The sequence below is a fragment of the Kosakonia sp. Marseille-Q7440 genome, from assembly GCF_965119485.1.
In genome coordinates this window covers 2,013,759-2,026,506 of the sequence record NZ_CBCPLT010000001.1, presented here as the reverse complement: position 1 = coordinate 2,026,506, position 12,748 = coordinate 2,013,759, and the positions used below count along the sequence as shown (strand labels likewise).

The 12,748-nt window shown below is 50.7% G+C and carries 12 protein-coding genes; 9 read left to right on the top strand and 3 right to left on the bottom strand.

The window, feature by feature from the left end:
• Positions 1 to 21: 21 nt before the first annotated feature.
• The 5 genes from ACWPW2_RS09370 (at position 22) to ACWPW2_RS09350 (ending at position 4,259) form a co-directional block, all read left to right on the top strand.
• A complete protein-coding gene (locus tag ACWPW2_RS09370) occupies positions 22 to 477 on the top strand; it encodes a tellurite resistance TerB family protein (protein WP_023478888.1) in 456 nt (151 codons plus the stop codon).
• Between the two features lie 22 nt (positions 478 to 499).
• Positions 500 to 1,540: a tellurium resistance membrane protein TerC gene (gene terC, locus ACWPW2_RS09365; protein ID WP_124968343.1), complete on the top strand. Its 1,041-nt coding sequence runs from the start codon at positions 500 to 502 to the stop codon at positions 1,538 to 1,540.
• 48 nt (positions 1,541 to 1,588) lie between these two features.
• The gene (gene terD, locus ACWPW2_RS09360; RefSeq protein WP_000116676.1) at positions 1,589 to 2,167 is read left to right on the top strand and encodes a tellurium resistance membrane protein TerD; all 579 of its coding nucleotides are present in this window, start codon (positions 1,589 to 1,591) and stop codon (positions 2,165 to 2,167) included.
• Between the two features lie 55 nt (positions 2,168 to 2,222).
• Positions 2,223 to 2,798 (top strand): TerD family protein, encoded by a 576-nt coding sequence (locus ACWPW2_RS09355; protein WP_023478842.1) that lies wholly within the window; start codon positions 2,223 to 2,225, stop codon positions 2,796 to 2,798.
• Between the two features lie 213 nt (positions 2,799 to 3,011).
• Positions 3,012 to 4,259 carry a vWA domain-containing protein gene (locus tag ACWPW2_RS09350; RefSeq protein WP_454122615.1) on the top strand — a complete coding sequence of 416 codons (1,248 nt, stop codon included), beginning with the start codon at positions 3,012 to 3,014 and terminating at the stop codon, positions 4,257 to 4,259.
• 323 nt (positions 4,260 to 4,582) lie between these two features.
• Here the strand turns inward: ACWPW2_RS09350 and ACWPW2_RS09345 are convergent, their stop codons facing one another.
• Positions 4,583 to 4,990, bottom strand: coding sequence for a nuclear transport factor 2 family protein (locus ACWPW2_RS09345; RefSeq protein ID WP_454122613.1), 408 nt, complete (start codon positions 4,988 to 4,990; stop codon positions 4,583 to 4,585).
• A 296-nt stretch (positions 4,991 to 5,286) separates the two neighbouring features.
• Here ACWPW2_RS09345 and ACWPW2_RS09340 point away from each other — a divergent pair, with 296 nt between their 5' ends.
• Positions 5,287 to 5,649 carry a hypothetical protein gene (locus tag ACWPW2_RS09340; protein WP_023478808.1) on the top strand — a complete coding sequence of 121 codons (363 nt, stop codon included), beginning with the start codon at positions 5,287 to 5,289 and terminating at the stop codon, positions 5,647 to 5,649.
• Positions 5,650 to 5,691: 42 nt separating this feature from the next.
• Here the strand turns inward: ACWPW2_RS09340 and ACWPW2_RS09335 are convergent, their stop codons facing one another.
• Both ACWPW2_RS09335 and ACWPW2_RS09330 read right to left on the bottom strand, forming a co-directional pair.
• The gene (locus ACWPW2_RS09335; protein WP_454122611.1) at positions 5,692 to 6,735 is read right to left on the bottom strand and encodes a hypothetical protein; all 1,044 of its coding nucleotides are present in this window, start codon (positions 6,733 to 6,735) and stop codon (positions 5,692 to 5,694) included.
• Between the two features lie 369 nt (positions 6,736 to 7,104).
• Positions 7,105 to 9,015 (bottom strand): sigma 54-interacting transcriptional regulator, encoded by a 1,911-nt coding sequence (locus ACWPW2_RS09330; protein WP_454122609.1) that lies wholly within the window; start codon positions 9,013 to 9,015, stop codon positions 7,105 to 7,107.
• A 234-nt stretch (positions 9,016 to 9,249) separates the two neighbouring features.
• Here ACWPW2_RS09330 and ACWPW2_RS09325 point away from each other — a divergent pair, with 234 nt between their 5' ends.
• From ACWPW2_RS09325 to ACWPW2_RS09315, 3 genes are read left to right on the top strand one after another with little or no spacing between them, the layout of a single operon-like run.
• Positions 9,250 to 10,446 carry a CaiB/BaiF CoA transferase family protein gene (locus ACWPW2_RS09325; protein WP_454122607.1) on the top strand — a complete coding sequence of 399 codons (1,197 nt, stop codon included), beginning with the start codon at positions 9,250 to 9,252 and terminating at the stop codon, positions 10,444 to 10,446.
• Between the two features lie 10 nt (positions 10,447 to 10,456).
• A complete protein-coding gene (locus tag ACWPW2_RS09320) occupies positions 10,457 to 11,374 on the top strand; it encodes a hydroxymethylglutaryl-CoA lyase (protein WP_454122605.1) in 918 nt (305 codons plus the stop codon).
• Between the two features lie 23 nt (positions 11,375 to 11,397).
• Positions 11,398 to 12,729, top strand: a complete 1,332-nt coding sequence (locus tag ACWPW2_RS09315; protein ID WP_454122603.1) for an MFS transporter — start codon at positions 11,398 to 11,400, stop codon at positions 12,727 to 12,729.
• Positions 12,730 to 12,748: the final 19 nt, after the last annotated feature.

Genomic DNA, 12,748 nt, shown 5'->3' with positions numbered 1-12,748 from the left:
ACAGTAATAAAGGAAACCGCTATGAGTTTTTTTGACAAAGTAAAAGGCGCCATCAACTCCAGTCGTGATGAACTGACCCGACAAGTTGGCCGTTTCAAAAACAAAAAATTTATGCAGGGCACCGTGGCAGTATGCGCGCGGATCGCCGTCTCCAGCGACGGCGTAAGCTCTGAAGAGAAGCAGAAGATGATGGGCTTTCTGCGCGCTTCCGAAGAACTGAAAGTCTTCGATACCAATGAGGTGATCGATTTCTTTAACAAACTGGTCTCGAGCTTTGATTTCGATATCGAAATCGGTAAAGGCGAAACCATGAAATACATCCTGGCGTTAAAAGATCAACCGGAAGCAGCGCAGCTGGCTCTGCGTGTTGGTATTGCCGTTGCGAAAAGTGACGGCAACTTTGACCAGGATGAGAAAACTGCCGTGCGCGAAATTGCTCTCGCGCTGGGCTTCGACCCGGCTGAATTTGGCCTCTGATCTGCATCCCTAAGGGTAAATTATGGTTTCAACACACATCGGTTTTCCGACTGAAACAGTTATTGTCTTTATCGCGCTCTCAGTCGGTGCCATCTTTATTGACTTGTTTATGCACCGTGACGACAAGCCAATATCCCTGAAGAGTGCCGCGCTCTGGTCGCTCTTCTGGGTTGCGGTTGCGATGGCATTTGCCGGTTTCCTCTATATTCATCACGGCGCGGAAGTCGCCAGCCTGTTTGTGACCGGTTACGCGCTGGAGAAAGTGCTCTCCGTCGATAACCTGTTCGTGATGATGGCCATCTTCTCCTGGTTCGCCGTGCCGGATCGTTATCGTCACCGCGTGCTTTACTGGGGTGTAATTGGTGCCATCGTGTTCAGGGGGATTTTCGTTGCGATTGGTACCAGTCTGCTGAGCCTTGGTCCATACGTTGAAGTGGTTTTCGCCATTATTGTGGCCTGGACTGCGGTGATGATGCTGAAAAGCGGCGACGACGATGATGAAATCGAGGACTACTCCCAGCATCTGGCGTACCGCATGGTGAAACGCTTCTTCCCAATCTGGCCAAAGCTGAAGGGTCATGCCTTCCTGCTTAATCAGAAGGAAGTGGATGCGGAACTGGCAAAACCAGAAAACAGTGATGTGACCATCGGCCGCGGTAAGAAAGCCGCCCTGTATGCGACGCCGCTGTTCCTGTGTGTGGCCGTCGTTGAACTTTCGGATGTTATGTTTGCATTCGACTCTGTCCCGGCCATTATTGCTGTTAGCCGTGAACCGCTGATTGTTTATAGCGCCATGATGTTTGCTATCCTCGGCCTGCGTACGCTCTACTTCGTTCTCGAAGCGCTGAAGCAGTACCTGGTTCATCTGGAGAAGGCGGTTATCGTTCTGCTGTTCTTTATCGCAGTGAAACTTGGCCTCAATGCCACCGACCACATCTGGCACCATGGCTACAGCATTTCGGCGACGACCAGCCTGTATGTTGTACTGGGTGTGTTGGCGCTGGGCATTATCGCCAGCGTGATGTTCCCGGCAAAACCCGATTCAGAGGAAAAGGGGAGTTAATCCCCTCACGCATTACGCTTAATTCACAACTATTTGAGAGGTTATTTTATGAGTGTTTCTCTTTCCAAAGGTGGGAACGTATCCCTGAGTAAAGCCGCGCCGTCAATGAAAAATGTCCTGGTGGGCCTTGGCTGGGATGCGCGCTCGACTGATGGTCAGGACTTTGACCTGGATGCGTCAGCTTTTCTGCTGGCGGCTAACGGCAAAGTGCGCGGTGACGCCGATTTCATTTTTTATAACAACTTAACCTCTTCTGACGGCTCCGTAACCCATACCGGTGATAACCGCACCGGTGAGGGCGACGGTGATGATGAATCGCTGAAAATTAAACTGGATGCGGTGCCGTCTGACGTCGACAAAATCATCTTCGTGGTGACAATCCATGACGCGCAGGCGCGTCGCCAGAGCTTCGGCCAGGTTTCCGGCGCGTTCATTCGCCTGGTTAATGATGATAACCAGACTGAAGTGGCTCGCTACGATCTGACCGAAGATGCCTCAACCGAAACTGCGATGCTGTTTGGTGAACTCTATCGCCACAATGGCGAGTGGAAATTCCGCGCGGTCGGCCAGGGTTATGCTGGTGGCCTGGCATCCGTTTGTGCTCAGTACGGCATCAACGCATCTTGATCTCATACATGGGCTGACTATTCAGCCCAAACATAACTGTTAGCAGGAGCTAAAAATGGCAGTCTCTCTCGTTAAAGGCGGTAACGTATCTCTGACTAAAGAAGCACCTACCATGAATATCGCCATGGTCGGTCTGGGTTGGGATGCACGTGTAACTGACGGTCAGGGTTTCGACCTGGACGCCTCCGTATTCGCAGTTGGTGATGACGGTAAAGTGCTGTCAGACGCCCATTTCATCTTCTTCAACAACAAAACCAGCCCTGACGGCGCAATCGAGCACCAGGGTGACAACCGTACCGGCGAAGGCGACGGCGATGATGAGCAGGTCAAAATCGATCTGACCAAAGTCTCTGCTGACATCAAAAAACTGGTATTCGCGGTAACCATCTATGAAGCCGAAGCGCGTAAACAGAACTTCGGTATGGTAAGCAACAGCTTCATGCGCGTTTACAACAACGACAACGGCACTGAAATTGCTCGCTTCGATCTCTCTGAAGATGCGTCAACTGAAACAGCAATGATCTTTGGCGAACTCTATCGCCACGGCGCAGAGTGGAAATTCAAAGCCGTTGGGCAGGGCTTCGCGGGCGGTCTGGCTGCGCTTGCTTCCCAGCACGGCGTTAATATCTAAACGCTATAAAAATATAAAACCCCGGAGAGTAAGCCGGGGTTTTTATTTGCTTCTTATATTTAAAGCGTTGCCGCTTTTACAATTTTTATGGCTATTGTGGCATCCGCGCTATCACTTCCTTAACGACGCAAAAGAGATGAATCCGCTTCAGCGCTTCAGGCACACCCGCATGTCTGAGGGCAGAGAGCAGGGTTATTGATAAGGACAACACGTATGAGATTACAACCGGGACAAAACACGCCGCTGGCGGAGAACGTCATCACCCTGAACCTCAACTACACGGTACGGGCAGGGTTTAAGAGCGAAGTCGATACCTGTCTGTTTATGCTCAATGCCGGGGGAAAAGTGAGCGGCGATGCCGACTTTATCTTCTTCAATAATCTCACCTCTGCGGAGGGCGCGGTCAAACTGGCGCTCGGGCAGCAGCAGTCCAGCGTCACGATCGCGCTCGATCGGGTTCCCGCCAGCGTCAGCAAGATTAGCATCACGGTCGTCATTGACGGCAGCGAAAGCATTGATGCACTGAGCCGGTTAAGTATTGAGGCTCAGGGCATTGCGGACTTTCACGTTGAAACCGCAGGACGCAGCGAAAAAGCGATCATTCTGGCTGAAGTCTATCGTCACAATAGCGCCTGGAAATTACGTGCAATGGGGCAGGGCTTTAACGGCGGGCTTGAACCATTAGCCGTCAGCTATGGCGTGGATGTTGCCCAGCCTGCCGCACAACCTTCAGCGCCGGCACCAGCGCGCATCAGTCTTGAGAAAAAGCTGGAAGATAAATCGCCCCGGCTGGTTAGCCTGGCGAAGAAAGCCACGGTCAGCCTGACGAAGAATAAACTGGATACGCTGCAGGCAAGCGTTGCGTTTGTTCTTGATGCTTCCGGCTCAATGAGCGGGCAATTTAACAAAGGTAACGTTCAGGCGGTACTCGATCGCATCGCGGTGCTTGCCGTTCAGTTTGATGATGACGGCGAGATGGATCTGTGGGCTTTCGGCAAGAAACATAAAAAATACCCGAACGTCACGCTGGATAATCTTGACGATTACATTGAGACAATACGCAAGGACGGCAAGCGTACGATGTTTGAGATCCTGCCGGGGCTGGGCGGTGTGAATAATGAGCCGCCGGTGATGGAAGAGATCGTCGACTACTTCAAAGATACCAAACTGCCGGTTTACGTGGTCTTCATTACCGATGGCGGCATCAGCAAGACGCGCGAGATTAAAGAGGCGATTCGCCGCTCCGCAAACTATCCGATCTTCTGGAAGTTTGTCGGCCTTGGCGGGTCGAACTACGGCATTCTTGAAAATCTGGATGACTTTACCGATCGCCGGGTAGATAACACCGATTTCTTTGCGATGGATGATTTCGGCACCATGAGTGACGAAAAACTCTATGACAACTTGCTGCAAGAGTTCAGATCCTGGATCGATGAGATCAGGAAGATGGGGATTCTCTGACGATACGCATAAAAGAGCCGGGGATCCTCCCGGCTTTTTTTATGGTGATAACGGGGAAGCGGTTTCTGCAAAGAGAAGCCGCTTTGATCGCAATGGAGTATGGAGCGCGTAACCAGACGGCTGATATGAGGTTTGGTCATTGCCGACCAGAAGGATGAGTGGAGCAGGGAACAACACGAGAGGGGCGCGAAGGCTGAGACAACAGAGAGTCTGGATGGATAACCAAATATGTCATTTAACATAATATACATTATACGCACCAAAGGAACTAAAAGCCCAATCCAGCATTTCCCGGCAATAATCGGCTTGCTCAACCGCGCTGTTCAACACGCCTCTGGCGTACCCTGATGAAACTGCATTTGCCACGCTTCACCCGTTTTTATCCATATCGATGCGCGCAGCGTTGGCCTGGCGATCTCGCCTTGTGCATCAACGGTAAAACTGCGATACGTCAACAACGCACATCCTTCGCTCAGCACCGTGACTGCGAAATCCTCCGCGTGGATTTCATCTTCCGGCGCGTCGTTGATCAGCGCATCAACAACCTGCGATCTGTCGTAACGTCTTCCGGAGCGACCAATCTCAAAAAACGCTTCATGCAATAAATCATCGACCACCCGGTGTTGATTACGTGTCTGTAAGCAATGCAGCTGCTTTTCAAGTTCGCTGAGCTTCGCGCATAACTTTTGGTCATCGTGCATGATCTGCTCCAGTTTAGAATCGTTTGCCATTGTCCTACTTCTTTCGCTTCGCGATAATTCTTCTTTAATATTCTTACGCCTGATATTTTGATATAAAGGCATACGCAAAAAGTAAGCATATGATTGTTGTAGACAAAAGTGCTATGTGCTTTCAAAAATGCCGCCAGATCGGCTGCTCAGCGTCCCGATACCTTTATGTATCGAACTATCGCGCAGTTGACCTGATTACAAACCGGGTCTCGATTGGCGATTTTGAAAACAGTGAGAAGATAACTCATGAACCAAACGGTCTTGATCATCGCAAAACAAAAAGGGGTTAGTTAACTATGGATTTTTTTCGTAAAACGCTGGGCGGTTTAAAAGCCAGTTATTACATTCGTCATTTTATTTTTGGTGCTTTAATCTCCGCGATCTTCATCTATTTCTCCCTGCACAACCCGCATGGGTACAAAACGGGAAATATGATTGTCTTTGTTATCAATGCGTTCCTCTACCCCTATTCCCGTTTTGTCTATGAGACAATCGTTGGATTCATCATGGGTCAAAATGTCTTTTTTGTTAACGCACTCCTGATGCTGATGGTAAAAATGATGACCATGCTGGTTTGCTGGTTCTTATCCATCTTTATCGCGCCGCTGGGCCTGGCTTACATCTATTTCTACCACACCAGAGCTGAAAAGCAGCGTTAACAAAGGTGCTGCGGGATAGCGATCCCGCAGCACCTTTTAGCCTTAATGAGCGACCTTATCGCCCTTCTCTTTTGCAGCCGTGTTTTCTGGCAGATCCTCGCGCCCCAAAATCTGATACTGGATAAATTTATCTCCAGTGGTGCATTTCACCACCACGCCGTGTAAATCCCCGTCCTTCAGGAAAAAGCCTCGGTACTGATTTATACCCACCGCTAAATAACGCGCTTTTTCGCCAAGTTCATCAATCGTCTGATAGCGATCGCCGCAACGAAATGTGCTGCGCGTATCGAATTGATAAAAGTTATTGACCAGTGCACCGCCAAGAGTACGGATATTCGACATCATTAATCCCGGCATGACGCAGGCAAAGGCAACCACCAAAAATATCTGGCTGCTCATCGGCAGTGCGACACGCTTTTTACGTCGCAGCACGCTGATTTCCATCACCCCTGAAATAACCATAACTAAAAAATAGGCGATGTTGAAAGTAATAAATGCCGCCATAAATAGCGTCAGGCACCAGGTGGTATAAGGCATTTGCGCGGCGAAAACATCCCAGGACTCAAGCAAAATAGCGCTGGCAAACATTTTGGCGAAAAAAAGTACCAGCGCGAGCACCAACGGCCAGAGTTTACCGAGCAGCGAGGCGGCCTGTTTTGACAATACCGATGTGCAGAGTAAGTAGAAACGTACCAGACAAGCGATACCCAGCGCGCAGCAAAGTGCAATCAGAAACCAGACAACAATGGCGCTGGCATGGGCGATCGCCAGCAGAAAGCTTGCCGAGAACAATAGTGTTATCGTTCGCGCCATCGACACAAGCACTTTAACTTTGCTGTACTGCTGGCGCGGCAGAAAACGCTTCAGCCGTTTGCTTTCCTGCGCATGAAACAGTGCGCTCCCTTTGTATTCGGTGATATACGCACAGACCCACAGCATATTGAACCAGACTGCCGCACCGACGAGGGACGGGTGATGGGTTTTATTGGCGATGGAGAGCAGAATCAGCGTAATGAACCAGTTAATGCACCAGAAAAGAATTAGCGCGGGTATCTGGCGCGACAATTTATGCAATAAAACGAACATGACCTTCCCTTCTGTCAGAAAAAACTAACCATAAAGCGGAATATTTCTGCTGGCAACCTGACCACACGGGTTTAATTACGCAGCGTCACTATCAGCAAAAAAACATAAATACCTGGCCCCCTAATTAAGGGAGGCCAGGTGTTATCTTAAGGCGTTACTGACTATACTTCGCTGCTTGCCTGAACAGGTGTTATAGAGAGATATGAGGAAGAGATGCATACATTAGGAATGATTTGCGGTGCACTGATTGTCATTTTTATCGTTATGGCGATGAAAAAGCGTAAGCGTTAATCGCTCACGCCAGCGCCGCTTTGCTGCGGCGCTTGTGCGCTTAAGCCACCGCTCCTCCACGAACTTCCCTCCACAAGATTAATGGCTTTTCCCCTTCAGCTTTCGCCATAAACTCATTTTACTGATGCCCAGCGTAGACGCGGCTTGCTCCTGATTCTGCTGATATCGGTCAAGATAAAACCGTATCACCTGGCGCTCCACATCTTTGGTGATCTCTTTCAGTGAGCCTTTTGTCAGATCGACATGCAACGATGCGCTGGGTTGCGGTACTGGCGCAGCAGAAAAAACCGAGCCGGTAAGCGAGAGCATCTCCGGCAATGAGTAATGCGGAAAGCCGACAGAGAGCAGCGCCAGCCGCTCAATGATAAACCGCATCTCGCGCACGTTGCCCGGCCAGGAGTAGGCCGCGAAAAAATCGATAAACTGCCCGAGCAGGTGTTCTGCCGCCGCGTCACACAAAAACTTACTTGCCAGGTAACGAAAATCACCTGCGCGCTCGCGCAGCGGCGGCACGGTCAAAGGTAAAACATTGAGCCGGTAAAAGAGATCGCGGCGAAAGCTTCTCTCCCCGGCCATGCTGGAGAGCGCGCGATTGGTCGCGCCAATAATTCTCACATCAACGGGAATAATGTCTTTCCCGCCGATATACATGATTTCATACTCCTGAAGAACGCGCAGCAGCCGGCTCTGGATCGGCAGCGGCAACTCGCCAATCTCATCGAGAAAAAGCGTGCCCTGATGCGCCAGCTCAATCAACCCCTCCTTCCCTTCCCGCTTTGCGCCGGTGAACGAACCGCCCTCATAACCAAACAGTTCGCTCTCCAGTAAACTCTCCGGAATGGCGGCGCAGTTGATGGCCACAAACGGGCCGCTTTTGCGGTTACTGTGGTTATGAATACTTTGGGCAAACAGCTCTTTGCCGGTGCCGGATTCGCCATAGATCATCACCGGCGAATCGGTTCGCGCATATACCTGCGCCAGCTTTTTCACTGCCTGCATTGCACTGTCGGCAGTCAGGATATGATCGAAGGTATAGCGGGCATGAAAGCCCTTCTTCTGTAATTTGCCGCGAATGATGCGCTCAACTTTCTGGATCTGCGGCGTATCGGTAAATGAGCAGACCACGCCGATGCAGGCTTTCCCCATAAACATCGGTACGCGGCTGGTTATGATCGAGGTGTTTTCCAGCTCCTGCAGTTCGCGGATCTCCGGCGACTTCGATAACAACACCTGATTAATGCGAGTGTTTTTAATGATGGCGTCAATCTGTTTTCCCAGCGCCTGCGGAGCGGTTATCCCAATGATGTTTTCAGCCGCTTTATTGAAGAGCTGAATGTCATTATTTTCATTGGTGACGATAATCCCCTCGGTGATAGAGGACAAAATGATCTCCAGCCGCGTCATATCCAACATTTTGCGTTTGGTCGTCTCAACGATGGCCAGCGCCTCTCGCAGTGCGCTGTTAACTGACTCCACGCCGTTTTCAATCAAAATCCCCTGCATCTGATAGTGCCGTGCCGTTTCGGTCACCGGGCAACCGCCCGCTACAATCGTGTAGTGCCTGGCATAACACTGCTCCAGTTGTGACGTCATATCCTCATGAGAAATAAAGACAAACTCATCAATAACGATATCCAGGGAGGATGCCAGCAACACAACATCGGGTAAATAGCGCTGGTAATTAAAAAAGGCAATCGGTCGCTGACAATCCCGAACTGGAATTAATGCTTTCAGTAAATCAGAAATCGACATTTGAATAGTGACGACAGGAATATCCGTCGCGCGGGCTATATACTCTGCGGTTCCGCCCCGGCTCAGGATCACATCGTAATACTCTCTATCAAGCGTACGTGCGATAGTCGCCGCTTTTTCCAGACTGCCATGATAAACATGACAATTAAATAATCCGGCGCACTGTGCAATTACGACATTCGCTAAATAAGGGTAAGGGGTAATTAACGCCAGGTTGGGCAATGATTTATGTTTCATATTTCCGTTCTGCTTTGTTGTTATCTTATTAACTGAATAACATATTTGAAATTGCTAACACAATTGCTATAAACCCATTACGCCACGCAGATCATTAATAATCATTAAAACATATAACTATCAATAAGTTAAATATAAAACTTACGCACAATATTTCTGGCACACATCTTGATTACTCTTTAACGGGTGCAATAAATGCCCACATATTCATTGTTAACGTTAAAGGAGTAATTTATGAGTCATCAGTCAGGTGTATTATCCGGCGTGAGGGTTCTCGATTTAACGCGCGTATTAGCCGGTCCCTATTGCGGTATGATGCTGGCGGACTTTGGTGCCGATGTGATTAAAGTTGAATTGCCGGGCAGAGGCGATGATTCACGCGCTAATGCACCGCAAATAAATGGCGAAAGCGCCTATTTTATGAACTTAAACAGAAATAAGCGCGGCATCACACTTAATTTAAAATCAGAGGAAGGCCGTACTATTTTCCTCGAGATGGTACGTAATAGCGATATTGTGCTTGAGAATTATCGCCCCGGCGTAATGGAAAAGCTCGGTCTCGGTTACGAAGATTTGCGCAAAGTTAACCCGGCGATTATTTATGGCGCCGTCTCTGGGTTTGGTCATACCGGTCCCTACTCCAGGCGCGCGGGTTACGACATTATCGGCCAGGCAATGAGTGGCCTGATGAGCACCACCGGCTGGCAAGACACACCTCCAACCCGCACCGGCACGGCCATTGCGGATGTTGTAGGCGGCATGAGCTGCGCCATCGGCGTGCTGGCGGCCTATGCGAACCGCCTGAAAACCGGGGTCGGCGATAAAGTCGATATTGCGCTGGTTGATTCCATGGTCTCTTCCCTTGAGATCATCAATATCATCTACCTGAATACGGGGCGTATTCCGACGCGTATCGGCAACCGTTATGAAGCCATCTACCCCTACGACTCCTTCGAAGCGCAAGATGGCTACGTCATCATCGCCTGCGGTAACGACAAGCTCTATGGCCTGCTAAAACAGACGCTCAATATTCCGGCGCTGGAAGATGAACAATTCCGCACCAATATCGATCGCGTCACTCATCACGCGGAGCTAAAAACAATTATTGAGGCCTGGACGCGCACGCAGCCTATTGACAGCATCGTTGAGCGCCTGCTGGAGGCCGGTATCCCCGCCGCGCCGATCAATACCATCGATCGCGTCACGCAAGATCCGCATATTGCCAAAGCGCGCGAGATGTTCGTCGATATTGACCATCCGGTCGCTGGAAAAATCACCATGACCGGAAACCAGGTCAAATTCACCAATAAGAAAGCCTCGATTCGTTTCCCTGCCCCTACTCTCGGCCAGCACAACCACGAAGTATTAAAAGAGCTGCTGGGCTACTCCGACGAAAAAATCGCAGAGCTTATTCAGACAGGCGTTTTATAAGGAGATGACGATGCCAACAGCTATTCAGATTACCGAAGTAGGCCCGCGCGATGGTTTTCAAAATATTAAATCGTTTATCGACACCGATTTAAAAACGCTGATCATCGACAAACTCGTTGACGCAGGATTAACCCAGATTGAAATAACGTCGCTGGTCAGCCCAAAAGCGATCCCGCAAATGGCAGATGCCGCTGACGTTATTGCGCATGTGCTGGCTAAACATCCGCAAATTATTCCCTGGGTATTAGTGCCTAACAGTAAAGGCGCGCAGTTAGCGCACGAGCATCAGATTAAGCACATCAACTATGTGATATCGGTCAGCCCGGCGCATAACAGGGCCAATATCAATCGCAGCCATCAGGAGTCGCTGGCGGATCTCTGTGCGATTCGCCACCGCTGGCCGGAGTTAACTATCACGCTGTCGCTGGCGACAGCATTTGGTTGCCCCTTTATTGGCGCAACGGATAGCAACACCCTGCTGGAGATCATCGACTCCGCCCATCAGCTGGGCATCCGCCGCGTCACCCTGTGCGACACCATTGGCGTTGCCAACCCGCGCCAGACCGCGCAGGTGCTGCAAACGGTGCAGCTGCGTTTCCCGAATGTCGATTTCGCCCTGCATATGCACAACACCCACGGCATGGCGCTCGCCAATATGTTGGTGGGGTATCAGAACGGGATCAGGCGCTTCGAAACGGCGGCGGGCGGGCTGGGCGGTTGTCCTTTCGCTCCCGGTGCGGCCGGGAATTGCGCCACGGAAGACGCGGTAAATATGTTTAACCGCATGGGCGTCAACACCGGTATCTCTCTCGAAGCACTGTTAACCGTTACCTCAGGCATACGGGAAACCATTGAGCCGCAGCTATTAAGCGCCCTTTCCCGTGCGCGTCCTTACAGCGAATTTGATTTTTGCGCTGATAAAAAATAATAAACCCTACGGAATTACCTATTATGGATAACAAAAAAGTCAGACCTAAAATGACGCACTACAGATGGTGGGTGATGAGCTTTATTTTTGTCATCTACACCGTCGCCAATGCGGATCGCGCCAATATTGGCTTTGCCATCCCTTTTATTCAGGAGGAATTTAACCTCTCTAACACCATGGCAGGTGTGCTTATCAGCCTGTTCTTTGCCGGTTATGCCTTCTTTCAAATTCCCGCCGGTTATTTAATTAAACGCTATGGCATGCGCAATATTTTTGCCCTCGGCATGCTGCTCACCTCAATATTCACCGGCTTGATGGGCGTGGTAAATAATGTCTGGCTGTTGAAGCTGCTGCGCTGCCTGGTGGGCATCAGCGAAGCGCCGGTAGTAATTGGCTCCACGGCTACCATCAATCAGTGGTTCCCGGCGAAAGAGAAAGGCACGGCAACCGGGCTGTTTCTCGCAGGCTCCAAATTTGGCCCGCTGATTGTGCCCGCTCTTTGCGCCTGGATAATCATGACCTGGGGCTGGCGCTATATTTTTGTCTTCTTCGCCATTCCCGGCATCCTGCTCTCCTTGTTCTGGTATCTCATGGTGCGTAACAAGCCGGAAGAGAGCCGCTTCGTAAATGCGCAGGAGGTGGCCTATATTCGCGAAGAGTCGACGGCAGTCGCCCAGAGTGCGCACCAGGAGACGCTGAAATATGGCTGGCTGGATAAGCTGATTCGCACCAGGCAGGTGGATGAACTCACCACCTCAAAACAGGTGTTTCGCTGCTGGGATATCTATGGCGTGGCGCTGGGCTACTTTTCGATGGTCGGCATTGTCAGCGTGCTGATGTCCTGGCTGCCCAAATATCTGATCACCGAACGCGGTTTCGACTTAACCAGCTCCGCCGTGCTGGCGGCGGCCCCCTTCCTTGGCACGGTATTAGGCAATTTTCTCGGCGGCGTGCTGTCGGATCGGGTGTTAAATAAACGTCGCACACCGCTGATGCTGCTGAGCGCCGGTGCCACCATCTTCACCATGTATTCGCTGGTCTATGCGCCGGAGAGCAAAATAGTCCTCTCGCTGATGCTCTTTATGCTTGGGTTGATGCTGTCGCTGGGCTACTCGGCCTACTCCGTTTACGCTATGGGCCGCGCCAGTAAAGAGATCTACCCGGTGGCCTACAGCGTTATCAATATGGGCGGGCAGCTCGGCGGGATGTGTATGCCGCTGCTGGTCGGCGTGATTCTCGATACCTGGAACTGGGACGCGGTATTTATTGCAATGACCGGCTTCTGCGCGCTCTGCTTTATTATGGTCTCGACGGTAATTGAACCCCTGTCGAAGAGCATAAAAATCATCAGATAAGCGTTATCAGGGGCGGAAA

Excerpts from the sequence above, each read along its gene's own strand:
- ACWPW2_RS09325 (WP_454122607.1), top strand. The coding sequence starts at position 9,250 with ATGAGTCATCAGTCAGGTGTATTATCCGGCGTGAGGGTTCTCGATTTA.
- ACWPW2_RS09345 (WP_454122613.1), bottom strand. The coding sequence starts at position 4,990 with ATGGCAAACGATTCTAAACTGGAGCAGATCATGCACGATGACCAAAAG.
- terC (WP_124968343.1), top strand. The coding sequence starts at position 500 with ATGGTTTCAACACACATCGGTTTTCCGACTGAAACAGTTATTGTCTTT.
- ACWPW2_RS09340 (WP_023478808.1), top strand. The coding sequence starts at position 5,287 with ATGGATTTTTTTCGTAAAACGCTGGGCGGTTTAAAAGCCAGTTATTAC.
- ACWPW2_RS09335 (WP_454122611.1), bottom strand. The coding sequence starts at position 6,735 with ATGTTCGTTTTATTGCATAAATTGTCGCGCCAGATACCCGCGCTAATT.
- ACWPW2_RS09315 (WP_454122603.1), top strand. The coding sequence starts at position 11,398 with ATGGATAACAAAAAAGTCAGACCTAAAATGACGCACTACAGATGGTGG.
- ACWPW2_RS09350 (WP_454122615.1), top strand. The coding sequence starts at position 3,012 with ATGAGATTACAACCGGGACAAAACACGCCGCTGGCGGAGAACGTCATC.
- ACWPW2_RS09330 (WP_454122609.1), bottom strand. The coding sequence starts at position 9,015 with ATGAAACATAAATCATTGCCCAACCTGGCGTTAATTACCCCTTACCCT.
- ACWPW2_RS09320 (WP_454122605.1), top strand. The coding sequence starts at position 10,457 with ATGCCAACAGCTATTCAGATTACCGAAGTAGGCCCGCGCGATGGTTTT.
- ACWPW2_RS09370 (WP_023478888.1), top strand. The coding sequence starts at position 22 with ATGAGTTTTTTTGACAAAGTAAAAGGCGCCATCAACTCCAGTCGTGAT.
- ACWPW2_RS09355 (WP_023478842.1), top strand. The coding sequence starts at position 2,223 with ATGGCAGTCTCTCTCGTTAAAGGCGGTAACGTATCTCTGACTAAAGAA.
- terD (WP_000116676.1), top strand. The coding sequence starts at position 1,589 with ATGAGTGTTTCTCTTTCCAAAGGTGGGAACGTATCCCTGAGTAAAGCC.